Genomic DNA, 25,040 nt, shown 5'->3' with positions numbered 1-25,040 from the left:
GTACGACACCAAGATAAACAAGAAAAGCTGGAAGAACGAAGGCAGATGAACCTGCTAGGGTAAAATGGCCCCCTTGTTTAGGGGGCTAATGCAAAGCCACCTTCTTTAGAAGGTGGATTATTTACTTTATTGGTCTTTTTTTCGACAAACATATCGGCAAATTGGTTATTGACGCTAGTAAATGCTTTTAAGGTAAGTATAATGTCGTTGCGATTTTTAAAGTAAAAGCATCGCATCATTAAAAATGTTAATAATTCCAAACTGTATAATTATTTGTTGTCTTCGATTATCGCCTTCATCTAAACAGTCAATAAATAATTGTACAGATTGGAAATCCGAAAAAATAAGGAAAATATAGTGACTCCGATTACTAAAAAATTTCAATTTGGTCAGCATACAGTAACACTTGAAACTGGCGCTATCGCCAGACAAGCAACTGCTGCCGTAATGGCAAGCATGGACGATACCAGTGTTTTGGTATCTGTCGTAGGTAAAAAAGAAGCGGTTCCAGGGCAAGATTTCTTCCCATTAACAGTAAACTACCAAGAGCGTACTTACGCAGCAGGTAAGATTCCTGGTGGATTCTTTAAACGTGAAGGTCGTCCTAGTGAAGAAGAGACATTAACTGCGCGTTTGATTGACCGTCCAATTCGTCCTTTATTCCCTGAAGGGTTTACGAACGAAGTTCAAGTTATCATTACCGTTGTTTCTGCAAACCCAGAAATTTCACCTGATATTATTTCATTGTTAGGTACTTCTGCAGCGCTTGCTATTTCAGGTATTCCATTTAGCGGCCCAGTCGGTGCAGCTCGTGTTGGTTACGTTGATGGCAAATATATCTTAAACCCTCTTCAGTCTGAATTACCGAACAGTCAGTTAGATTTGGTGGTTTCAGGGACTGAATCTGCAGTATTAATGGTTGAATCAGAAGCAGAGGTGCTTTCTGAAGAAGTAATGCTTGGCGCAGTGGTTTTTGGCCATGAGCAAATGCAAACAGCGATTCAAGCCATCAATGAATTCAAAGCTGAAGTGAATACACCAGCATGGGAATGGACTGCGCCAGAGACGAATACTGAGTTAGCAGCAAAAATCGCAGAACTTGCTTCTGAGCAATTAAATGATGCTTATCAGATCACTGAAAAAGCAGCGCGTTACGATAAAATTGCTGAAATCCGAAATGCGGTATTAGAGCAATTAGTCGCTGCAGATGAAGAATTAAACGAGCAAGAAGCAAAAGATTTATTCCACGACTTAGAAAAGAAAATTGTTCGTGGTCGAATCACACAAGGCTCTCCTCGTATCGATGGTCGTGATCCAGAAATGATCCGCGCATTAGACGTTATGACAGGTGTGCTACCGCGTACTCATGGATCTGCAGTATTTACTCGTGGTGAAACTCAAGCTTTAGTAACAGCAACATTGGGAACACAGCGTGATGCGCAGCGTCTTGATACCTTAATGGGTGAAAAGACCGAAAACTTTATGTTGCATTACAACTTCCCTCCATACTGTGTTGGTGAAACTGGTTTTGTTGGTTCGCCAAAGCGTCGTGAAATTGGTCACGGTCGATTAGCTAAGCGCGGTATTCAAGCGGTAATGCCTTCAGAATCAGAGTTTCCGTATGCGGTACGTGTGGTTTCTGAAATTACTGAGTCTAATGGTTCTTCGTCAATGGCATCAGTATGTGGTACATCATTAGCATTAATGGATGCTGGTGTACCAATCAAAGCGTCTGTCGCTGGTATTGCAATGGGGCTAGTTAAAGAAGGCGAAAACTTTGTTGTTTTATCTGATATTTTGGGTGATGAAGATCATCTAGGAGATATGGACTTTAAAGTAGCAGGTACTACTGAAGGTATTACTGCACTGCAAATGGATATCAAAATCGAAGGTATCACTCAAGAGATCATGCAAATTGCCTTGAATCAGGCAAAAGCAGCTCGCACGCACATTCTTAGCGTAATGGACCAAGCGATTGAAGGTCATCGTGATGATATTTCTGAGTTTGCACCGCGTATTCACACAATGAAAGTTAACGTTGATAAGATCCGTGACATCATTGGTAAAGGTGGCGCGACTATTCGTCAGTTAACTGAAGAAACAGGCACTACCATTGAAATTGAAGATGACGGCACCGTTAAAATTGCTGCAACCGATGGTGAGCAAGCAAAAGATGCGATTGCTCGTATTAATGCATTAACTGCTGAAATTGAAGTCGGTGCGGTTTACCAAGGTAAGGTTGTACGTATCGTTGATTTTGGCGCGTTTGTTAACGTATTACCAGGCAAAGACGGCTTAGTACACATCTCACAAATTTCAGACGAGCGTGTTAATGCCGTTACTGACGTGTTATCTGAAGGCCAAGAAGTAACCGTTAAAGTACTTGAAGTTGATCGCCAAGGTCGTGTACGTTTAAGTATGAAAGAAGCGGTTGAAAAGCCAGCTACTGAAGAAGCTCCTGCAAGTGAAGCCGATAATAAGGCTGAGAGTGACGCTGAGTAACGCAGTTAAAGCGTAACAAATAATGTCAAACTTTATAAAAAGGGAGCGTAATAGCTCCCTTTTTTATATACTTTAATTAACATGTTATAAAAGGTTTCGGTATTAAGTGAAATTTATCAATCAATTGTTAGTGTTGAGTTTGGTTATTGGAACGCAAGCTTGTAGTTCATTATCTACCAATAAAAGCCTTGTTGGCCAACTTGTTATTGCTGAACCCATCGAAGTCAATTATAAAAGCGAAATTGCTATTGCTCGAATGACAGAGGTTATTCAACGTGCTGATATAACTGACGAGCAAAGAGCGCAATTATTTTATGACCGTGGCGTAATTTACGACAGTGTTGGTTTGAGGTCGCTGGCACGTTTAGATTTTAATCGTGCTTTGAGGCTTAAGCCCGATTTGGTTGATGCTTATAATTTCTTAGGCATTCATTTTACTCAATTACAAGAATACACTCAGGCCTATGACTCGCTAGATTCTGCCATCGAGTTAGATAACCAACACCAGTTTGCTTATTTAAATCGAGGGATTGCTTTATATTACGGTGGACGCCCGAGTCTTGCCATTGATGATTTAGAGCATTTTTATCAACAAAGCCCAAGCGATCCTTACCGTATATTGTGGCTTTATTTAGCGGAAAGAGAGCTGTCAGTAGAGCAGGCGTATGTGTCGCTTTCAAACCGAGCCAAGCAAATACCAGAGCATACGTGGGCAAAGCAAATCGTTGATCTGTATTTAGGAAATATATCAGAGCACGCATTTGTTAAAAACCTATCTAAAGGTGTCAGTTCAAATAAAGCGTTAAGCGATAGGTTATGTGAAGCTTATTTCTATCTTGGCAAGTATCATCAGTTTGCTGGCAATGATAGAGATGCCGCTAATTTTTATAAATTAGCATTGAGCACTAATGTTTATGAATTTGTTGAACATCGTTACGCAAAATTAGAGCTAGACTTATTACGTACAAGTGACCAGCCACTTTAATTTAGTTTTTAATGAAGAAGGGTTGGAGTAAGGTCTACTCGAGTTTAGCGACACTTGCGCTAATTGTGGCTTTTCATGGGGTATTTTTTAATGCACTGTTAAAGTCAGAGACAATATCGTTAAGTTCGCTAAATTGGCTGTCACTATTTGACTGTCAGCATTATCATCATTTTGTGGTCAAATACGGCAAGGCTTCTCATCCAAATTGGCGGCAGTCAGCTGTAGTGCTAGCCAACAGTGATGCTGACATAGCATATCAATTAGCAAACGACTATCATCAGAAAAATCAAACCAATTCAGCATTACTTTGGTTTAAGCACGCTTCAAAACTCGGTCATAGTGAAGCTGCAGCATTTTTAGCAAATTACTGGTTTGAACAAAATAAGCTTTTGTTAGCCAAGCAACAAGCACTTCTATACCCAGATAAGCCATGGTCTTTGATATTAAGCGTTGAACTAGCATTGTCTAACGGTGATCTAAAAACACTGACTCAATTAACTCCTCGGTTAGCTGAGTTTCCCCTAGGGCAAAAGCTTATCCAAGAACTTAGACAATATTCGATATTTTCCCAGCCAATTAAACAAGCTGTACGGGATTATAGTGACTGCCTAACGATTACCTTTTTTGCAACTAACTTACATGATTTACGTTATGCTAACCGTTTAATTGAACAAGTTTCAAAGACATTTGTCGGGCAACAGTTTTGTATTTCCAAGCCTCGTTACATTCCTTTAAGTGTTTTATCGTGTGATAAAGATACAGACACAGCGATACGTTGCGATGAAAGCCGATGGCATGAAAAGTTAACGGAAATAGACTCACGCTATTTAGCGGTTATGTTACCTAATGGCGGCGCTAACGTGCATTTTGGCATTTTATATCTTGATAGTAATGATGATGTAAATGTTTTTAGGCATGAGTTACTGCACTTGCTCGGATTTGTTGATGAATATCAACTACCCGATGATCATGAGTTTTGCCAACTGGAAAGCAATACCATAGATAAAATCAATGTTGCGGTGATGAAAAACTATTACAAAGGAGAGCAAGCACAGGTGAGAAAGACCGTGATGTCGAAGTTGCCATGGCGAGCGTTAATCAAATCTACTACGCCGGTAGTTCACAAATTTGAAGATGGCTGGCAACTAGGTACTCCCGCAGTTTTTGCGCAAGAAGTAGGGATTTTTCCAGCGAAAACATGCAGAAAAGGTAATACCTTTATGTCGGTTAAGCCTTTGCAAAACTGGTCCACATTGGAATATTTCGAATTGGCGTTACCTAAAACCTATCAACAGCTCGTTTCTCAGTTAAGCCGATATTATCGAATGCCGAGTTTTCATTTCAATGTTGGCCAAGCGTTACTTGCCAACGATGAAAAAGAAAAGGCAAGCGCATGGATTGAAAAGGCCAGCAAATATGCTGACCTTGAATAAGAACGGATATTTTATCAATCAGTAAGGATAATTAAGTAAGGCGGCGCTTATTTGCCAACAATATCAGTGGTAAGTTTTCTGCTGTATGTTTTTTACCTTGAACTTCTTTTGCTAATGGTGCTTTGTGAAGTCTTACTTTAGCAGTAGGCCACATTCCTTGGTTAGCATCTACCTCATTTACCGGATTATTCACTAATTTATTGCCGTTATTGGATACGTACCATGAAAATAGAGTCATCATGAATTCCTATAAATAACTTACTATAGTTATAGTTTAAATTGCACAAATTACCTAATTAAAAACCTTTTTTATTAGGTGGATTTAGTTCGAGATTTCCAAAGTAAAGATACGTTATAATGATGACAAAAATATTATGTTGGTATGTCAATAACCTAGATGAATAAATTCAACGTTGAGCACTTTAGATCTCAGTTCCCATTGCTAGCAATTCGTTCGCATGGTCTACCACTTGTTTATGTAGATAATGGCGCAACGACACAAAAACCTCATTGTGTTATCGATGCCCAAACTGAGTTTTATCAGCAGAGTAATGCCAATGTTCATCGAGCATCTTATACCTTATCGTCACAAAGTACTGCAGCATTTGAGCAAGCAAGAGATAAAGTTAAACAGCTGATCAATGCCAAAAATCGTGAAGAAATCATTTGGACGAAAGGCTGTACAGAAAGCATCAACTTGGTGGCTCAAACATGGGGCATTGCTAATTTACAAGCTGGTGATGAGATTGTACTTAGCTATGCTGAACATCACGCTAATATCGTACCATGGCAATTATTGGCGCAGCGAACGGGTGCTAAAATTAACGTTTTACCCTTAACGCCTAGCGGAATTATTGACGAGGAAAAGGTTAAAGAGGTTATTAGCAGACGAACGCGAATCGTCGCCGTATGTCATATTTCCAATGTTATTGGCAAAATTAATCCGATCAAATCAGTTGTTGCTCATGCTAAAAGTGTCGGTGCAATTACATTGATTGACGGAGCGCAAGCCATCGCTCATTTGAATGTTGATGTTCAACAACTTGATTGCGACTTTTATGCTTTTTCAGCGCATAAAATGTATGGTCCAACAGGCGTTGGTGTACTCTATGGCAAGTTGGAACTCTTAAATAATATGCCGCCATATCAAAGTGGTGGCGAGATGATTTCAACGGTGACATTTGAGAAAACCAGCTTTCAAAAACCTCCGTTTAAGTTTGAAGCTGGTACACCGAATATCGCCGGAGTTGTTGGCTTTAACCAAGCGATAAATTTTATTCACACTAATCGGCTCAATAAGTCACTCGAATATGAAAATCAACTGATTGATTATGCTTATAAAAAGTTTGGTGATATCCCCGGCTTAAAAATGCTAGTCGAAGGAAAGCCCGACATCCCGTTATTTAGTTTTACCTTAGAAGACAATGTGCAAGATGTTGCTTCACTACTCGACAGCAAGGGCATAGCAGCACGAGTAGGGCGTCACTGTGCAATGCCATTATACCAATATCTTAACGTTGATGGTGCGATTCGCATTTCTTTAGCGCCATATAATACCAAACAAGAAGTTGATTATATTGTTGATGTATTAGCAAGCAATGTAAAAGTTGACAATGTTCGACATCAGCAGGGTGTTGATATGCTTAGCAATGATAATAGCGTAGCGGCAGACGATTTAATCGCTAGATTTTCAAAGCTCAAAGGGTGGGATAGTCGACATCGAGAATTAATGCTGCTCGGAAAGTCGCTACAGCGCATGGATAAAGCCAAGCGTAGTGAAGAAACGTTAATAAAAGGCTGTGAAAGTGCGGCGTGGCTTAGTTATTCAATCGATAATAAGGGTAAGTATCACTTTTCATGTGATAGTGATGCAAAAATAATTCGAGGCTTACTTGCGGTTGTCTTGTCTCCATATCAAGGTAAAACGGCACAAGAAATTCAGACATTCGAGATTGACCAATTCTTTGAAAAACTCGGTCTACTGCAACATTTAAGCCCGTCGCGTGGTAATGGTTTGCTCGCGATAAAAGATAAAATAATCGAAGTAGCTCAATAACCTTTAATTAGGGGAGGGGGGTTCTTAGTTTAATTTAACCGCTAAAGGTCAATACTCCCTAATAAGCCAACAACGGTATCTCGTTATTGGCTTACTGCTTTACTAGCAAACTTTTTCAAAGCGATACCTACAGCATAGAATGCAAATGTTGCTGTAATATGAGTAGCCGCACCAAAACCATTGTTGCAATCTAATCGCAATGCCCCTGTTTGTTCTGGCTTTTCTAGACATACGTTGCCGTCTTCGCTTGGATAAATTGGGTGTTCGGTGGAAAAAATGGCATCTACGGCAAATTTTCGTTTTGGGTTTCTGGTAAAGTTATGGTCGCGTCTAAGCTGATTTCGCACTTTAGACAGCAAAGGATCGTGTATCGTTTTGCTTAGATCAGCCATCTGAATTTGAGTAGGGTCGGTTTGTCCTCCAGCACCACCAAGGGTGATAACCGAAACTTTTTGGCGCTTACAATGGGCGATAAGCGCCGTTTTGACATTAACAGAATCGATGGCATCAAAGACATAATCAAATTTTTTTGTGATCACTTCTGGCAAGTTTTCAAGGGTGACAAAATCTTCAATGACATTAATTTTACACTCAGGGTTAATGTCTTTTATCCGCTGTGCCATGACATCAACCTTACTTTCACCTATCGTCGAAGAAAGTGCTGGTAATTGTCGGTTTATATTCGTTATACAAATATCGTCAAGATCAATGAGTGTCAGTTCGCCAATCCCTGAACGAGCAAGTGCTTCAGCAACCCATGAACCAACACCACCAATGCCGACAATACAAAAATGTGCCTGACGAAAGCGCTCTGCTGCGTTGATCCCATAAAGGCGAATAATACCGCCAAATCGCTCTTGATAACCTGACATAACTACAATTAACTATAAAAATTTGCCGCGCAGTATAACAAAGTCAATGTTTAAAAAGCCAAGTTTTAAGGTAAGCTCAACGAAAAAATGTCAAAACATCATATTATTTTGCGCTTTATTAGAAAAATTTAATGTTAAAAATAATGTTTTTGTTGATCGTAGGTTATGGACAAAATGGCTCTAAAATAAATATAATGTATCCAATATGCAAAATGAATAAATATTCAATTTGAAAAAGTATATAAGCATAAAAAAAGGCAGTTATTAACTGCCTTTTTGAAATATAGAATTAGATTAATTCGTGTTTATCTATCTTTGTAAGGAACGAATTCTCTGTCAATTTCACCAACGTAAAGTTGACGAGGGCGACCAATTTTTTGCCCTTCTTGACCAAGCATTTCGTTCCAATGAGAAATCCAGCCAACGGTACGAGACATAGCAAAAATAACGGTAAACATATTTGTTGGAATACCAATAGCTTTAAGAATAATACCTGAATAGAAATCTACGTTAGGGTAAAGTTTCTTCTCAATAAAGTAAGGATCTTCTAAGGCGACTTTTTCTAGCGCCATTGCAACATCAAGTAATGGGTCATTAACACCTAATTCTTTAAGTACTTCATGACAAGTCTCACGCATTACTGTCGCACGAGGGTCAAAGTTCTTGTAGACACGGTGTCCGAAGCCCATAAGACGGAATGGATCATTTTTATCTTTTGCCTTAGCGACAAATTCATCAACACGATCAACGTTACCAATTTTTTGAAGCATGGTTAAGCAAGCTTCATTAGCTCCACCATGTGCTGGCCCCCATAAAGAAGCAACACCTGCAGCAATACATGCATAAGGGTTAGCACCAGAAGAACCCGCTAGTCGGACAGTTGATGTCGAGGCATTTTGTTCGTGGTCGGCATGGAGAGTAAAGATTCTATCCATTGCGCGCGCTAATACAGGGCTAACTTTGTATTCTTCTGCTGGTACTGAAAACATCATATGCAAGAAGTTTTCAGCATAAGTCAAATCGTTGCGAGGATAAACAAATGGTTGACCAATACTATATTTATAAGCCATTGCTGCGATGGTAGGCATCTTGGCAATCAAACGATGTGCACTGCGCATACGCTGATCTGCAGCATGAATATCTAAGTCGCTGTGATAAAACGAAGAAAGAGCGCCAACAACACCACATAGCATAGCCATTGGATGTGCATCAGGTAAGAAACCTTGGAAGAAATGAGCAAGTTTCTCATGCACCATAGTATGGTTGGTGATGATCTGCTTAAATTCGTCATACTGCGAGCGTGTTGGTGCTTCACCGTTAAGCAGAATGTAACAAACTTCTAAATAGTTTGCTTCTTTCGCTAAGCTATCAATCGGGTAACCACGGTGCTGTAAAATGCCTTTTGCCCCGTCGATATAAGTAATTGCTGATTCACATGAGGCAGTAGCTAAAAAGCCAGGGTCATATGTGAAGTAGCCCGCGCCGCCCAACGTTCTGATGTCAATAACATCATGACCGGCACTACCTGAAAGGATAGGTAAAGAGGCAACTTCCTTACCATCGATACTGAGAGAGGCTTTCTTATCAGCCATATGTTTTATCCCCTATTAAATCTTGTTGTCTGACATAATTGAAAAGTTAGTCAGTTTTTCTGAATATAAAACTGGTCGGTATTCTACTTCAAACACCCCCCTAAAAGTCAAACGGTATCTGAGAACAATCGACTAAAGTCAAAGATATATAAACTATCGATTAAAAAATAGTCGCAAGCCTTTAAAATAGCACATAATTTGTCGGTTAAGAAAATTGTAATTAAAAATCATCAACGATATAATCAGCACGATCTGGCTAGGATTTTTACAATTTTCTGTAACTTTATAAAATATAGCCTAAGATCACTGGGGGGTTACTCATTTAATAAAAAATTATACGTGAGTGGCAAAAAAAAGTAGAAGGCTCTTTAGGCAACAATCGTGAAAAAACAACGTCCTGTAAACCTAGATTTAACTACGATAAAAATGCATCCGGCAGCGAAAGCTTCGATTTTACACCGTATTTCCGGTGTAGTAATGGTGTTTGCTATTGGTATTTTATTGTGGACTTTATCTCTATCACTATCTTCCGCTGAAGGTTTCGCTCAAGTAAAAGCTTTATTTGATAGCGTTATTTTTAAGCTCATTATTATCGGTATTTTATCGGCTTTAATTTACCATTTGCTTGGTGGTATTCGTCATTTATTGATGGATATGGGCCACTTTGAAGAAAAAGAGTCAGGAAATACCAGCGCTAAGCTAATTATAGCGTTATGGATTGTATTGACTATCTTAGTAGGAGTGAAATTATGGTAAATAATGCAGCTACAGTAGGCCGCAGCGGTGTACATGATTTTATTCTGTTACGTGCGAGTGCCGTTGTTCTAGCGATATACGTATTTTACATTTTGGGATTTTTTGTCATCACCCCAAACGTTACTTTTGACATTTGGCAAGGTTTCTTTGCTGGTACCTGTACAAAAGTATTAACAATTTTAGCGTTATTTGCCCTGCTTATTCATGCATGGATAGGTGTATGGCAAGTGCTTTCTGATTATGTGAAACCAACCTTTTTACGCGGTGTTTTACAATTTTTATTTGCCGTCACTTTACTGTCTTATTTAGTGGTTGGTTTCTTAACAGTGTGGGGTGTGTAAGTGAGCGTATCAGTTCGTGAATTTGACGCCATTGTAATTGGCGCAGGCGGTGCAGGTATGCGTGCCGCATTAGCAATCTCAGAATCTGGCAAAAGTTGTGCCTTGATTTCTAAAGTATTTCCTACTCGTTCTCACACGGTATCTGCACAAGGCGGTATTACGGTTGCATTGGGTAATGCCCATGAGGATAACTGGGAATATCATATGTACGATACGGTTAAAGGTTCTGATTTTATCGGTGACCAAGACGCGATTGAGTACATGTGTAAAACAGGTCCTGAAGCGATTATTGAATTAGAGAATATGGGATTACCGTTTTCTCGTTTTGAAAATGGTAAAGTTTACCAGCGCCCATTTGGTGGCCAATCGAAAAACTTTGGTGGCGAGCAAGCAGCTCGTACCGCTGCTGCAGCTGACCGTACGGGTCATGCGTTATTGCATTGTTTATATCAACAAAACGTGAAGAATAAAACTAACGTTTTTTCTGAATGGTATGCCTTAGATCTTGTAAAAAATAGTGATGGTCATGTTGTTGGTGCAACGGCTATCGATATTGAATCAGGTGAAGTATGTTACTTTAAAGCGCGTGCAACTGTTTTAGCAACAGGTGGCGCGGGTCGTATTTTTGCGTCGACAACCAATGCACACATTAACACCGGTGATGGTGTTGGTATGTCATTACGTGCTGGCGTTCAAATGCAAGATATGGAAATGTGGCAGTTCCACCCAACAGGCATCGCTGGAGCAGGGGTACTTGTTACTGAAGGTTGTCGTGGTGAAGGTGGTTACCTATTGAATAAAGACGGTGAACGTTTTATGGAACGTTATGCACCGAATGCTAAAGATTTAGCAGGTCGTGACGTAGTCGCACGTTCAATGATGACTGAAATTCGTGAAGGTCGCGGATGTGATGGTCCATGGGGTCCACATATTAAACTTAAGCTAGATCATTTAGGTCGTGAAACGTTAAATCAACGTTTACCTGGCGTTTGTGATTTATCAAAAACATTTGCTCATGTCGATCCTGCAGAAGAGCCTATTCCGGTTATTCCTACCTGTCATTATCAAATGGGTGGTGTACCTTGTAATGTTAACGGTCAAGCACTTAAATATGACCCAGAAACTGGTAACAACACAATTATTGAAGGTTTATTCGCAGTGGGTGAAATTGCCAATGTATCTGTACATGGTGCAAACCGTTTAGGCGGTAATTCACTGCTTGATTTAGTGGTCTTTGGTCGTGCTGCCGGTAACTTCTTAGGTACTTATTTAGCTGAAACTGATAACGGTAAAGAAGCGTCAGCATCTGATCTTGACGCCGCGTTGGCTCGTTATAATCGTTGGGAGTCTTCAACAGGTGGCGAAGATCCAGTACAAATCCGCAAAGATTTACAACAATGTATGCAGCTTAATTTCTCGGTATTCCGTGAAGGTGAAGCAATGGCGCAAGGGATGAAAGAGTTAACTGAAATCCGCGAACGTCTTAAAAATGCAACACTTAATGACAAGTCAAGAGAGTTCAATACCCAACGTATTGAGTGTTTAGAGCTTGATAACCTAATGGAAACTGCTTACTGTACCGCCAAAGCAGCTAACTTTAGAACCGAATCTCGTGGTGCTCATTCACGTGAAGATTTTAAAGATCGTGATGATGAGAACTGGTTATGCCATAGCATTTACACACCTGACAATGAAGAAATGTCAAAGCGTGATGTAAATATGAAGCCAGTTCACCGTGAAGCTTTCCCACCGAAAGTAAGAACGTACTAAGGAGCATTTAGCGATGAAACAAGTTTTTTCGATTTACCGTTACAATCCAGATGTTGATAATGCACCTTACATGAAGGACTATGAGTTAGAGATCCCTGAAGGATCAGACATGATGGTGTTAGATGCGTTGATTCTGTTAAAAGAACAGGATCCATCGTTATCTTTCCGTCGCTCATGTCGTGAAGGTGTTTGTGGAAGTGATGGTTTAAACATGAACGGTAAAAACGGCTTAGCCTGTATTACCCCACTATCTGCTGTTAAAGCCAGTAAAATCGTATTGCGTCCATTACCAGGCTTACCGGTAGTGCGTGATTTGGTTATCGACATGACGCAGTTCTATAACCAATACGAAAAGATCAAGCCGTACTTAATTAATGACGGTAAAGAGCAACCTGCACGTGAACATTTGCAGTCTATCGAAGAGCGTGAGCACTTAGATGGTTTATATGAATGTATTTTATGTGCGTGTTGTTCAACCTCATGTCCGTCTTTTTGGTGGAATCCAGATAAGTTTATCGGACCTGCAGGTTTGTTGCATGCATACCGTTTCTTAATTGATAGTCGCGATACAGCAACAGACGAGCGTTTAGACGATTTACAAGATGCGTACAGCGTATTCCGCTGTCACGGCATTATGAACTGTGTAGATGTTTGTCCAAAAGGATTAAACCCGACAAAAGCCATTGGCCACATTAAGTCAATGCTTCTTTCGCGAGCTGTTTAATAAAATAGGCCAGTTTACCAAAGGTAGACTGGCGGTAAATTTAATCGAGGCGTTTATTATTAAGTAATTAGATAATAAACATAGTTTATTTGGCGCTTTAATCCCAATTAAAGGAACAGGCAATGCCAGAAGGTGTAATGAAGGCTTGGTTAGAGTCTTCCCATTTAAGTGGTGCAAATACCGCTTATATTGAAGAACTATATGAATCTTACCTAGATAACTCGCAATCTGTATCTGCAGAATGGCGAGAAGTCTTTGAACAACTCCCAAAAATTGAAGGCGTTGACGTTGAGTATCGACACTCAGCTGTTCGCGAAGAATTCAAAGAGTTAGCGAAACAAACTAGCAAAACCGTCGTCGTTTCAGGCGGTAGTGATGCTAAACAAGTTCGTGTCTTGCAGTTAATAAATGCATTTCGTTTTCGAGGTCACCAAAATGCCAATATTGATCCGTTAGGGTTATGGCAACGTGAAAAAGTACGCGATTTGCAATTATCTCATCACGATTTATCAGAAAACGATTTTGATAAAGAGTTTAATGTTGGTTCTTTTGCCGCTGGTCAAGAGTCAATGAAACTTGGTGAGTTGTATGATGCACTGAAGAAAACCTATTGTGGTTCAATCGGTGCTGAATATATGCATATTACGTCAACAGAAGAGAAACGTTGGATCCAACAACGTTTAGAATCTGTTCAGTCACGAGCTAAGCTTTCCAAAGACGAGAAAGAAGAAGTACTAAAAGGGCTTATTGCTGCCGATGGATTAGAGAAGTATCTAGGGGCTAAGTTTCCTGGTGCTAAGCGATTTTCTCTAGAAGGCGGTGACGCACTAATTCCAATGCTCAAAGAGTTAATCACGCGCGCTGGAAGCCATGGCACTAAAGAAGTTGTCATCGGTATGGCGCATCGTGGTCGCTTGAATGTACTCGTTAATGTTATGGGTAAGAATCCATCGAAGCTTTTTGATGAGTTTGGTGGCAAGCATGATGAAATTTTATCGTCAGGTGACGTAAAATATCACCAAGGCTATTCTTCTGATTTTGTTACACCAGGTGGCAATGTCCATTTAGCGTTAGCATTTAACCCTTCTCACCTTGAAATTGTTAACCCTGTTGTTATGGGGTCAGTTCGCGCGCGTTTAGATCGTCGTAAGTGCAATCAAGGCGATTTGGTTTTACCTATCACCATTCACGGTGACTCTGCGATCGCGGGTCAAGGCGTTGTTCAAGAAACCTTTAATATGTCGCAAGCGCGTGCATTTAAAGTCGGTGGTAGTGTTCGTATCGTCGTAAATAACCAAGTTGGTTTTACGACCTCTAATCCTCAAGATACGCGTAGTGGTGAATACTGTACTGAAATCGCCAAAATGGTTTCGGCACCTATTTTACATGTTAACGGTGATGATCCAGAAGCGGTGATATTAGCAACGCAAATCGCTTTGGATTTTAGAAACGAATTCAAGCGTGATGTTGTCATCGACTTGGTATGTTATCGCCGTCACGGCCATAACGAAGCTGATGAGCCAAGTGCAACCCAGCCGTTAATGTACAAAAAAATTAAAAAGCACCCTACGCCTAAGCAGTTATATGCTAACCAATTGGCGACAGAAGGTAGTATTTCTGAAGCTAAAGCTACTGAGTTATCAGAGTACTACCGCAAGTTGCTTGATGAAGGTCAATGCACAGTAGAACAATGGCGTCCAATGACACAGCACTCAGTTGATTGGTCTCCATACCTAGGCCATGACTGGGATGATGATTACGATAAAGAAATATCTCTGGAAAAGCTTAAAGAGCTTGCCAATAAAGTTTCTACTTATCCAGAATCACACCCTGTGCATAGTCGTGTGAAAAAGATCTATGACGATCGTAAAAAAATGGCCTCAGGTGAAAAGCTATTAGACTGGGGTATGGCCGAGAACCTAGCTTATGCAACGGTGATTGACTCTGGACAGCGTGTTCGTATAACCGGTCAAGATGCGGGGCGTGGTACCTTTTTCCATCGCCATGCAGTATTGCACAATCAAGAAGATGGTAGCCAATACATGCCGTTGCGTAACATTCATGATGGGCAAGGTGCATTTGATGTTAACGACTCGGTTTTATCTGAAGTTTCAGTACTTGCTTTTGAATATGGCTATACCACAGCTGAGCCAGCAGGATTAACGATTTGGGAAGCCCAATTTGGTGATTTTGCTAACTGTGCGCAAGTGGTATTTGATCAGTTTATCAGTTCTGGCGAGCAAAAGTGGGGCAGACTGTGTGGTTTAACCATGTTACTGCCACATGGTTATGAAGGCCAAGGTCCTGAGCATTCATCTGCACGTTTAGAGCGCTTCTTACAGTTGTGTGCCGATCACAATATGCAAGTGTGTGTGCCGTCAACGCCTGCGCAAGTATTTAATATGCTTCGTCGTCAAGTTGTTAGACCTATGCGCCGTCCATTGGTGGTAATGTCTCCTAAGTCATTATTACGTCACTCATTAGCGGTATCTTCTTTAGAAGAGTTAGCATCGGGCGTCTTCCATAATGTCATTGGTGAAATTGATGATATTAAGCCAGAGCAGGTTGAACGTGTTATTTTCTGTAGCGGTAAAGTGTATTATGAGCTCCTAGAGCAACGCCGCAAAGAAGAGAAAAACAATATTGCCATTATTCGTATTGAGCAATTATACCCGTTCCCAGAGCAAGAACTGCAGCGCGAGTTAGAGAAATATCAACACGTTAAACAGTTCGTATGGTGTCAAGAAGAGCCACAAAACCAAGGGGCATGGTACTGTTCTCAGCATCATTTCAGAGCAGCGATACCTGAAGGTACTTATTTGACATATGCTGGACGTAAGGCTTCTGCAGCCCCAGCGGTAGGTTATGTGTCTGTACATGTTAAAGAGCAACAAGCGCTAGTCAATGACGCGCTAAATGTTGAATAGACTAGTTTTTGTAAGTAAGGAATAAATTAATGACAACCGAAATTAAGGTTCCCGTTTTACCTGAATCAGTTGCTGATGCAACTGTCGCTACTTGGCATGTTCAAGTAGGAGATAAAGTTTCACGCGATCAAGTATTAGTTGATATTGAAACCGATAAAGTAGTACTTGAAGTACCAGCAACTTCTGACGGTGTGATCACTGAAATTAGCCAAGAAGAAGGTGCTACGGTTTTAGGCGAGCAAGTGATTGGTATTTTATCAGAAGGCGCTTCAAGCGGTGATGCTCCAAAGAAATCTGAGCATTCAGCACCAAAATCAGAAGCTAGTGCTTCAGGTGAAACCATTGATATTTTAGTGCCAGTGTTACCAGAGTCTGTGGCAGATGCGACCGTAGCAACATGGCACGTAGCTGAAGGTGATGCAATCACTCGTGATCAAGTATTAGTTGAAATCGAAACCGATAAAGTTGTGCTTGAAGTCCCTGCAACGGCTGATGGTGTGATGGGTAAAATTGCTCACGCTGAAGGTGATACGGTGCTAGGCCAGCAAAAAATTGGTGAAATGAGCACAGGCGGTTCAGCAGCAGCGTCAGAAGCACCAGCAGCTTCTGCAGAAGATGCCATTAGCTCTGATGAATTAGCAAGCCCTTCAGTACGTCGTTTGATGACTGAAAAAGGCTTGTCTGCATCAGATGTTAAAGGCTCAGGCAAAGGTGGTCGTATAACGAAAGAAGACGTTGAAGCGGCGGCTAACAAGCCAGCAGCACCAGCGAAAGCGTCGGCTCCAGCACCAGCAGCACAAGCTTCGGCAGCACTTGGCGAGCGTACACAAAAACGTGTACCGATGACACGTCTACGTAAGACAATCGCTAACCGTTTATTAGAAGCAAAAAATTCAACTGCAATGTTAACCACGTTTAACGAAGTTAATATGAAGCCAATTATGGATCTTCGTGCTCAATACAAAGATGTATTTGAGAAGACTCATGATACTCGTTTAGGCTTTATGTCATTTTACGTTAAAGCGGTTACTGAAGCACTTAAGCGCTTCCCAGCGGTTAATGCTTCGATCGACGGCGATGATATTGTTTATCATAACTTTTTTGATATCTCTATTGCGGTTTCAACGCCACGTGGTTTAGTAACACCAGTATTACGTGATGCTGACCAATTAAGCATGGCGGGTATCGAGAAGGGTATTAAAGATTTAGCGATCAAAGGTCGCGACGGTAAGTTAACGATGGACGATATGCAAGGTGGCAACTTCACTATCACAAACGGCGGTGTATTTGGTTCATTGCTTTCAACGCCAATCATTAACTTACCGCAAACTGCTATTTTAGGTATGCACAAAATCCAAGATCGTCCAATGGCGGTTGATGGCAAAGTAGAAATCTTACCTATGATGTACTTAGCGCTTTCTTATGACCATCGTTTAATTGATGGTAAAGAATCCGTTGGATTCTTGGTAACGATTAAAGAGTTATTAGAAGATCCAACACGTTTATTACTTGATATTTAATGTTTAGTTATAGCTTAAACAAAAAATATTAAGAATTTCGACTATAGTATTAGCTCTAGAGGGTTTGCTCTCTAGAGCTTTTGTACTATAATCGGTCAACTTTTTTCGATGGTGACGATTTGTCAATAATTGTTGCCATTATCATCTACAGATAAATGGAAACGCACCATGAATTTGCATGAGTATCAAGCGAAACAATTATTCGCTGAATATGGTTTACCAGTTTCTGAAGGGTTTGCTTGCGATACCCCTCAAGAAGCTGCTGAAGCTGCTGACAAAATCGGCGGTGATATGTGGGTTGTCAAGGCACAGGTTCACGCCGGTGGCCGTGGTAAAGCTGGCGGTGTTAAGCTAGTTAAATCAAAAGACGAAATCAGAGAGTTTGCGCAAAATTGGTTAGGTAAGAACCTAGTGACTTACCAAACAGATGCGAATGGTCAGCCTGTTGCTAAAATTTTAGTAGAAAGCTGCACTGATATTGCAAACGAACTATATTTAGGCGCTGTTGTTGACCGTGGTACACGTCGCGTTGTATTCATGGCTTCAACTGAAGGCGGTGTTGATATTGAGACGGTTGCAGAAGAAACGCCTCACTTAATTCACAAAGCGGCGATTGACCCTCTTGTTGGTCCTCAAGCTTATCAAGCGCGTGAGTTAGGCTTTAAACTTGGTTTAAACCCAACGCAAATGAAGCAATTTGTTAAAATCTTCATGGGTTTAGGTAACATGTTTATCGACCACGATTTCGCGTTATTAGAAATCAACCCATTAGTTATCACAGAAGCAGGTAACTTACATTGTTTAGACGGTAAAATTGGTGTTGATTCTAACGCCTTATACCGTCAACCAAAAATCCGCGCAATGCACGATCCTTCGCAAGAAGATGAGCGTGAAGCACATGCGGCTCAATGGGAACTTAACTATGTTGCATTAGACGGTAACGTAGGTTGTATGGTTAACGGTGCAGGCCTTGCAATGGGTACCATGGATATCGTTAACTTGCACGGTGGCAAGCCAGCTAACTTCTTAGATGTTGGTGGCGGCGCAACCAAAGAGCGTGTATCAGAAGCTTTCAAAATCATCCTTTCTGATGACAACGTAAAAGCAGTATTAGTAAACATCTTCGGTGGTATCGTGCGTTGTGACATGATCGCCGAAGGTATCATCGCGGCGGTTAAAGAAGTTGGCGTAAAAGTACCAGTGGTTGTTCGTTTAGAAGGTACTAACGCTGAAGCGGGTCGTGAAGTATTAGCAAGCTCTGACGTAAACGTTATTGCTGCTGAATCATTAACTGACGCTGCTGAGAAAGTAGTTGCAGCTGCGGAGGGCAAATAATGTCTGTATTAATTAACAAAGACACCAAAGTAATCTGTCAAGGTTTCACTGGTGGCCAAGGTACATTCCACTCTGAGCAAGCGATCGAATACGGTACGCAAATGGTTGGTGGTGTTTCTCCTGGTAAAGGCGGTCAAACGCACTTAGGTTTACCAGTATTCAACACAGTACGTGAAGCCGTTGAAGCAACGGGCGCAACAGCAACCGTTATCTATGTACCAGCGCCATTTTGTAAAGATGCTATCTTAGAAGCTATTGACGCAGGTATCGAGTTAATCGTTACGATTACGGAAGGTATCCCAACGTTAGACATGCTTGACGTTAAAGTTAAGCTTGAAGAAACTGGCGTTCGCATGATTGGTCCTAACTGCCCAGGTGTTATCACGCCAGGCGAATGTAAAATTGGTATCATGCCAGGTCACATCCACAAGCCAGGTAAAGTAGGTATTGTATCTCGTTCAGGTACATTGACTTATGAAGCAGTTAAGCAAACAACTGATGCTGGTTTTGGTCAATCTTCATGTGTTGGTATCGGTGGTGACCCAATTCCAGGTACTAACTTCATCGACGTATTAGAGATGTTCGAAAACGACCCTCAAACTGAAGCGATCGTCATGATCGGTGAGATTGGTGGTACGGCTGAAGAAGAAGCAGCAGAGTACATCAAAGCAAACGTGACTAAGCCAGTCGTTTCTTACATTGCTGGTGTTACTGCTCCTCCAGGTAAGCGTATGGGCCATGCTGGTGCGATTATCGCTGGTGGTAAAGGTACAGCTGACGAGAAATTTGCGGCATTAGAAGCTGCAGGTGTTAAGACAGTGCGTTCTTTAGCAGAAATTGGTAATGCGTTGAAAGAGAAGACGGGTTGGTAAGCAACTGTTTCTTTTGAAATGATTTGAAAACCCGCCGAATGGCGGGTTTTTTGTTATTACAATATATGTATGCCGTATACATTATCGGCTGCTTTAACAGTATGTGTGTTTGCTTCAGGGTAGTATTGGTTAATAATTCCCATCAAGAGGTGTTTCTGTTCTTTCGGCATTTTTTCACCGATATAAAAATCACATATTGATTGTGGAGAAAACTTCATAGCTCCAATTGAATCAGCAAAAAATCTTAATTCGTGTTCATATTTCCATTGAGAGTGTTTAAATTGTATTGCGCTTAAAATATTGAGAGCGCTTTCATTTAAATCATTTATCGTGACTGTTTGGGCAATATCTACATATCGAATGTTAGCCCAAGAAAATTTTGTGTTCCTGTTCAAACTTTTTAATGATTCAAAAAGTTTTGCTAAATCGAATTTTATGCAAAAACCTCTAAGGCCATCGGCATAATGTGACCACATTAGCATATTAGAAATATGCGGGGGATAATTATCATCTTTACTTAATATATCTTGTGAGCTAGAGAAAATTCCAATTGAATTACGTTCATTAGATAATCCGCTAATTAATTCGTTGAGGGACGTCTTTGTTTCTTTTAATGTTTTTTCTCGATTTAGTACGCATGTATCTAAAGCAATATTGTAAGCTTCATCGTGGCTTAGCTTTTTTTGTTTTACCAAGCTATTAGTGCCGGTATTCAAAGCAAAATTTATCAATTCATCATCTGTTTCAGGCTTTGCTACATTAACCATTCCTTCAAATGGGTCATTCAAGGAATCTTTACTTGCAAACCAAATTGTATGACTAGAAAGATTTGAAAGAGAGTTAACAGTAACGTTCCTAAATTTATAAATTGGTGGAAATTCTTTGCTCATAAGTTAATAAACATAGGTATTAGTTTTATAAAGTACTATGCAAGGTTCTTTATAATTTATAAAGAAAAAGTTGATAATTATGGGAGTTATGACTGATTTGAACACGTTTTAAATAATAAACTTATAGTAAACATAATAAATGGGATTAGCTAAACATTAAAATGCTTTTAGGTTTTGTGTTTTGTTAATGTTTATATTGTCGAGGGTGCTCAATGGCTCGGCAACTGCTCCTGCGTTGCTCTACCTCCGACATCCTTGTCGTCGACCCAGAAGGAGCGGTTATAAAATACATCCTTGTATTTTACCTTTCAGGCCATCTTCGATGTTCAAATTCGTTCCTGACGAATTTGTGCGCCGAAGCCCCTCTGGACTCCCCGCGCGCTGCTGTAAAATGTTTTTCTTACTGAACAATAAATTTATCGAGCTAACGTTCAGATAGCACCTCCTTGTGCTAACTGAACTTTGCTGGCTATCCTTGCCAGCAATAGCTGAAAATTATTGTTCACCCAGACATTTTACCAAGCAGGATTGTGCTTCGTTTTAGCTTGGTGATTAATCTCGTTGAATGAAGTTGGTTTGCTATTGCAGTGAGCAGGGCGGTTTTGACCCATTCCCATTGAAGCGGTTTGAAAATTAACTAACAAAGTGACACTCGACCCGAGACATGGACGTCGAGGGCTACCGCTGTTCATGGATGATAAATCGGTAGGCATCGAGTGGAACGTTCGTTAATTTTCAAAGGTTTCCGCTGAATTGGGCGCTGAGGGAGTTGAAAGAGGGAAACAAGCGATTTTTCCCTCTTTCGTGCTGCGGCCACCGCCGCCATATTACAGAACAATAGAATGAAATTACTTTAATAACCGACTTGATCTCAATGAGTCAATCGTGTTTTATTCGGCTGAATAACTAGTATCTTGTTAAAACTGAGAACTAAGAAACATAGGTTTGTACGCAGCTTTTACAAAGTTGTCACACATTTTGAAAGCGTGCTTATCATTACTTTGCTATTTTTGCTGCTGTGCTTATTAATTTAATCGCCACACCTTGTCCATTTAACAAACTAAGACTAGTTAATAGGTCACTTATTTTCTTGTTACAAGTAGCTAGTTTACTGATAAAGTCAGCCATAACAGGCACTGTTTTATGTGAAGGTGCAAAATTATCAAACGCTCTTCCATAAACCGCTGCTAATATTGTATTAATTTCTTGTTTTGTTTCGTTCTTTATTTTTGATGTTGAAGACATATTCATCCCTTTCTCTTCAATTTTATTTTATTTAGTTGTTTTATGAATTCCGAACTTTCTAATAAGGTTGTTTGAACTTGCAGATAATATGAGTTGATATTATTGCTGAAAACAAATGCGCTATAGGTATAGTTGCTAGGTATAGCAGGGTAGATATAACAGGTTATTAGTGAATCTATGCAGACATCATGCGCTATTTCTGTTCTCTTTTGTTTGAAAGGTAAAGCTTTGATACGTTTTGCGAGTTTAAAGTCAGAACATTTTATGCCTGCCAGACATTCGCCAAATTCTTTTATAGTATACAGTTTAGTATTTTCAAATAGATAAGCTCGTGTGAATGGTGCAAGCTCGATTTGGTTTGCGTCATCTTTTAAAAGTACATTTTCATCAGGAAGAACTGTAATGCTAACCCATTGTTTATCCAACTGGAATGAAAAGTCTTTTATTTCGATATTGCTAGCCATTACGTTTTTAGATAATAAAGTAAATAAAAATAATAGTTTAAGGGGGGTAAAATTGACGAGTTGAGTTAGATTAAGCATCTTCTTCCCTGTAAGATATTAAGCTTAATGTATACTAACTATAAAGAAATGTTGCAGTCAAGTCCGTTCTATAACAAGCAAGCGGTCAGATTCAAACTAAAATACTTTAGAGTTATGATGTTTTCGCGGAATTGGATGCTGCTGTAAAATGTTTTTCTTTCTGAACAATAAATTTATCGAGCTAACGTTCAGATAGCACTTCCTTGTGCTAACTGAACTTTGCCGGCTATCCGTGCCAGCAATAGCGGAAATTTATTGTTCATCCAGACATTTTACCAAGCAGGATTGTGCTTCGTTCGAGTTGCGTGATTAGTTTCTTCCTCTTTGTGTTCTATATATTCGCTATTGCAGTGAGCGGGGCGGTTTTGACTCGTTCCCATTGAAGCGGTTTGAAAATTAACTAACAAAATGACACTCGACCCGAGACAAGGATGTCGAGGGCTACCGCTGTTCATGGATGATAAATTGGTAGGCATCGAGTGGAACGTTCGTTAATTTTCAAAGGTTTCCGCTGAATTGGGCGCTGAGGAATAAAAGGGGTCGGTGACACATGTGTCTTATTCGCATTTAGTTGTCGGCCGTAAAATCTCCGAAAGATTATCTTTGGTCAAGTTATCTGTGAATGCTGGTTTAGAACAACGAAAGTTGCTGAAAACTCATTCAAGTTACTTAGCGTTAGGCCATGATATGACAAGTGTTGAAGCGAATTATCAGTCTTTGTTTTCGAGATAACTTGAGTTGTCTACTATTGATAGCATTAGCAATGCCGCCAAATTCAACATGCCCTATGGTGATAAACGATTTAAGCAAGAGATTGAACGCGCACTAGGCCGATCTATCGGATTTGAGCATAGGGGGCGCTCACCTAAGATTTGAGATTTGGTAGTATTTCCTTATTGAGAATGAGACGCATGTGTCACCGACCCCTTTATTTATTAGAATTTTAAAAGGGTAATAACAATGTGATGTCATTACCCTATAATACGTTATCTTTTAACTATTTTTGTGAACTTCTTAATAACCACACAAAACAAGAAAGCAATAAGAAATGGATACTGCCACCAGAACTTGAATCGCTTGATGAACTCTCTGTAGTAGAACCATTAGTAACAGTTACTTTCACTATATCTTGAGACTTAAATCCTTCATTATCTTTAACTGTCAAGTTAATACTGATGTCTGTATTTTGGGTAACATCTGGCGCAATAAAGGTTGCATTGCTACTGCCATTATTATTTATAACGATAGATGAGTCATCAGTTGACCACAAGTATTCAATAATTTCGCCCTTTGAATCTGTGGACCCATTACCATTTAATGATACGGTTTTGCCTTCCTCAATTGTTATATCTTGCCCTGCATTGGCAATAGGAACACTTGGGTGTTTAGCGTTATAAAAAATTTCTCCTCTAATTGTTCCATTACCTATTTCTCTACAGTGAACTTCAAAAGTAGCTGCAAAGGAAAGAGGTTTATTATTTTGACCATACTCTAGAGTACTGATAACAAAATTTCCTAGATCTTCAGAACATGCCTTACCATTTCCTGAGAAACTGATACCAGCTTGGTTTTCCTCTTGAAATGGGTAATTGCCCGCATCGGCATACTCTCCAATTGCTAGCAAGTCGTCGTTAGGAGCATCAAATTGAATTGACCAATCAAAGCCATTAATATCGACAGAAATAGATTTATCAGACCAGTAAGATAATTCAATTTTATCGTTTGAAAGATCAAAAAATAACGGCTTACCACCTGTGATCCATGTTTCAGTTATAGGTTCAATAAGTACGTATGTTAACGGTGCGCTCTTGCTGTTGATATCAAGTCTTATATTTTTTTCAGCTGACTGATTTAGCTCGTCAAAAACGGTTAGTTCAAGTTCTATTATTTCGCCTTCAAGTTTAATGTCTTCAGGCGCAGTAATGCTCGGTGTTGAAATATTAGGATTTGATAAAGTAATTTCTGGTCCAGAAATTTGACGCCAAAAAAAACTATTGATGTTGGTTGTGCCTGAAAAAGGTTCACTTGAAAATGATTTCGTCGCATCCATCAAAATAGAGCCACCTTCTACCAATTGGGGGGTGGGAGCGATGACGATAAAAGGCTCTCCATAAGGAACTGGAATGTCTGAATTAATTCTTATTTGCCCGTTTAGTGTTCCTGAAAAACCACCACAATATTGTTTGAAGTCTAGAGCAATCTTTGGGACTTCGCTGTCAATATCATATTCGTATATAAAGTATTCGCCTCGATGATCTGAACATCGCCCAACTTTCCAATCAATTTTGAACTTCGCTTTATTATCACTACCAAATGGATAATTCGATACCCCTAAATAGGAGGCTTTTGCTGTAAATGGTGATGCTAAAGGTGCTGAAAAATCTAACTCCCAATTTGCACTTTCAATATGAATTTCTGTTTCTGTCGCCGATAAGTGCGTGAGTTCAGTAATTTCTTCATTAAAATTATTGAAGTATCTACCAGAGCTTTCAAGTTTAATGTAGTTATTGGCTAGAATGTTACTACTTAAGATTAAGAAGAAGAATAATAATATCCTTATACAGGTTTGAGTCACGTATTGATTCCTTTATTAACAGACCTATTATAAACGAGGGAGTATAATAGATTTGACTCTAAATAAAATCAATTATTATATGTGCTGTGACCTTCCCCCCTCC

The 25,040-nt window shown here is 39.9% G+C and carries 20 protein-coding genes; 13 read left to right on the top strand and 7 right to left on the bottom strand.

The window, feature by feature from the left end; genetic code table 11:
- Positions 1 to 357: 357 nt before the first annotated feature.
- From pnp to ACSLUH_RS18640, 3 genes are all read left to right on the top strand, one after another.
- On the top strand, positions 358 to 2,502 hold the full coding sequence (pnp, locus tag ACSLUH_RS18650) for a polyribonucleotide nucleotidyltransferase (RefSeq protein WP_448569833.1): 2,145 nt from the start codon (positions 358 to 360) through the stop codon (positions 2,500 to 2,502).
- Positions 2,503 to 2,608: 106 nt separating this feature from the next.
- Entirely contained in the window at positions 2,609 to 3,487 is an 879-nt protein-coding gene (nlpI, locus tag ACSLUH_RS18645) for a protease adaptor lipoprotein NlpI (RefSeq protein ID WP_448569831.1), read from the top strand.
- An 11-nt stretch (positions 3,488 to 3,498) separates the two neighbouring features.
- Positions 3,499 to 4,920 (top strand): hypothetical protein, encoded by a 1,422-nt coding sequence (locus tag ACSLUH_RS18640; RefSeq protein WP_448569829.1) that lies wholly within the window; start codon positions 3,499 to 3,501, stop codon positions 4,918 to 4,920.
- Between the two features lie 31 nt (positions 4,921 to 4,951).
- Here the strand turns inward: ACSLUH_RS18640 and ACSLUH_RS18635 are convergent, their stop codons facing one another.
- Positions 4,952 to 5,161 (bottom strand): hypothetical protein, encoded by a 210-nt coding sequence (locus ACSLUH_RS18635; protein WP_448569827.1) that lies wholly within the window; start codon positions 5,159 to 5,161, stop codon positions 4,952 to 4,954.
- Between the two features lie 156 nt (positions 5,162 to 5,317).
- On the opposite strand from ACSLUH_RS18635, the gene ACSLUH_RS18630 reads away from it, so the two are divergent.
- Positions 5,318 to 6,976, top strand: coding sequence for a SufS family cysteine desulfurase (locus ACSLUH_RS18630; protein ID WP_448569825.1), 1,659 nt, complete (start codon positions 5,318 to 5,320; stop codon positions 6,974 to 6,976).
- 83 nt (positions 6,977 to 7,059) lie between these two features.
- Here the strand turns inward: ACSLUH_RS18630 and tcdA are convergent, their stop codons facing one another.
- Positions 7,060 to 7,848: a tRNA cyclic N6-threonylcarbamoyladenosine(37) synthase TcdA gene (gene tcdA / locus ACSLUH_RS18625; RefSeq protein ID WP_448569823.1), complete on the bottom strand. Its 789-nt coding sequence runs from the start codon at positions 7,846 to 7,848 to the stop codon at positions 7,060 to 7,062.
- Between the two features lie 305 nt (positions 7,849 to 8,153).
- Positions 8,154 to 9,440 (bottom strand): citrate synthase, encoded by a 1,287-nt coding sequence (locus tag ACSLUH_RS18620; protein WP_448569821.1) that lies wholly within the window; start codon positions 9,438 to 9,440, stop codon positions 8,154 to 8,156.
- A gap of 381 nt (positions 9,441 to 9,821) precedes the next feature.
- Between ACSLUH_RS18620 and sdhC the strand changes: the two genes are divergently transcribed.
- The 8 genes from sdhC to sucD all read left to right on the top strand — a co-directional run bounded on the left by sdhC (position 9,822) and on the right by sucD (position 19,685).
- The gene (gene sdhC, locus ACSLUH_RS18615; protein ID WP_448569819.1) at positions 9,822 to 10,196 is read left to right on the top strand and encodes a succinate dehydrogenase, cytochrome b556 subunit; all 375 of its coding nucleotides are present in this window, start codon (positions 9,822 to 9,824) and stop codon (positions 10,194 to 10,196) included.
- Positions 10,190 to 10,537 (top strand): succinate dehydrogenase, hydrophobic membrane anchor protein, encoded by a 348-nt coding sequence (sdhD, locus tag ACSLUH_RS18610; protein ID WP_448569817.1) that lies wholly within the window; start codon positions 10,190 to 10,192, stop codon positions 10,535 to 10,537. Before sdhC ends, sdhD begins: the two co-directional genes overlap by 7 nt.
- A complete protein-coding gene (gene sdhA / locus ACSLUH_RS18605; RefSeq protein ID WP_448569815.1) occupies positions 10,538 to 12,307 on the top strand; it encodes a succinate dehydrogenase flavoprotein subunit in 1,770 nt (589 codons plus the stop codon).
- A gap of 13 nt (positions 12,308 to 12,320) precedes the next feature.
- Positions 12,321 to 13,031 (top strand): succinate dehydrogenase iron-sulfur subunit, encoded by a 711-nt coding sequence (locus tag ACSLUH_RS18600; RefSeq protein ID WP_448569813.1) that lies wholly within the window; start codon positions 12,321 to 12,323, stop codon positions 13,029 to 13,031.
- Between the two features lie 122 nt (positions 13,032 to 13,153).
- Positions 13,154 to 15,958, top strand: a complete 2,805-nt coding sequence (gene sucA, locus ACSLUH_RS18595) for a 2-oxoglutarate dehydrogenase E1 component (protein ID WP_448569811.1) — start codon at positions 13,154 to 13,156, stop codon at positions 15,956 to 15,958.
- 29 nt (positions 15,959 to 15,987) lie between these two features.
- Entirely contained in the window at positions 15,988 to 17,478 is a 1,491-nt protein-coding gene (odhB, locus tag ACSLUH_RS18590; RefSeq protein WP_448569809.1) for a 2-oxoglutarate dehydrogenase complex dihydrolipoyllysine-residue succinyltransferase, read from the top strand.
- A 168-nt stretch (positions 17,479 to 17,646) separates the two neighbouring features.
- Entirely contained in the window at positions 17,647 to 18,813 is a 1,167-nt protein-coding gene (gene sucC, locus ACSLUH_RS18585; protein WP_448569807.1) for an ADP-forming succinate--CoA ligase subunit beta, read from the top strand.
- Positions 18,813 to 19,685, top strand: a complete 873-nt coding sequence (gene sucD / locus ACSLUH_RS18580) for a succinate--CoA ligase subunit alpha (protein ID WP_448569805.1) — start codon at positions 18,813 to 18,815, stop codon at positions 19,683 to 19,685. Before sucC ends, sucD begins: the two co-directional genes overlap by 1 nt.
- A gap of 56 nt (positions 19,686 to 19,741) precedes the next feature.
- On the opposite strand, the gene ACSLUH_RS18575 is transcribed toward sucD, so the two are convergent.
- From ACSLUH_RS18575 to ACSLUH_RS18565, 3 genes are all read right to left on the bottom strand, one after another.
- On the bottom strand, positions 19,742 to 20,575 hold the full coding sequence (locus ACSLUH_RS18575) for a DUF2971 domain-containing protein (RefSeq protein WP_448569803.1): 834 nt from the start codon (positions 20,573 to 20,575) through the stop codon (positions 19,742 to 19,744).
- A 996-nt stretch (positions 20,576 to 21,571) separates the two neighbouring features.
- Complete coding sequence (locus ACSLUH_RS18570) at positions 21,572 to 21,820, bottom strand: hypothetical protein (protein WP_448569801.1); 249 nt, start codon at positions 21,818 to 21,820, stop codon at positions 21,572 to 21,574.
- Between the two features lie 2 nt (positions 21,821 to 21,822).
- Positions 21,823 to 22,362, bottom strand: coding sequence for a hypothetical protein (locus tag ACSLUH_RS18565; RefSeq protein ID WP_448569799.1), 540 nt, complete (start codon positions 22,360 to 22,362; stop codon positions 21,823 to 21,825).
- 552 nt (positions 22,363 to 22,914) lie between these two features.
- Between ACSLUH_RS18565 and ACSLUH_RS18560 the strand changes: the two genes are divergently transcribed.
- Positions 22,915 to 23,094 carry a hypothetical protein gene (locus ACSLUH_RS18560; protein ID WP_448569797.1) on the top strand — a complete coding sequence of 60 codons (180 nt, stop codon included), beginning with the start codon at positions 22,915 to 22,917 and terminating at the stop codon, positions 23,092 to 23,094.
- A 265-nt stretch (positions 23,095 to 23,359) separates the two neighbouring features.
- On the opposite strand, the gene ACSLUH_RS18555 is transcribed toward ACSLUH_RS18560, so the two are convergent.
- The gene (locus tag ACSLUH_RS18555) at positions 23,360 to 24,937 is read right to left on the bottom strand and encodes a PKD domain-containing protein (protein WP_448569795.1); all 1,578 of its coding nucleotides are present in this window, start codon (positions 24,935 to 24,937) and stop codon (positions 23,360 to 23,362) included.
- Between the last annotated feature and the right edge of the window lie 103 nt (positions 24,938 to 25,040).

It is taken from the genome of Thalassotalea ganghwensis (assembly GCF_053485795.1).
The sequence above is the reverse complement of the archived record's forward strand: the minus strand, read 5'-3'. Positions and strand labels throughout refer to the sequence as shown.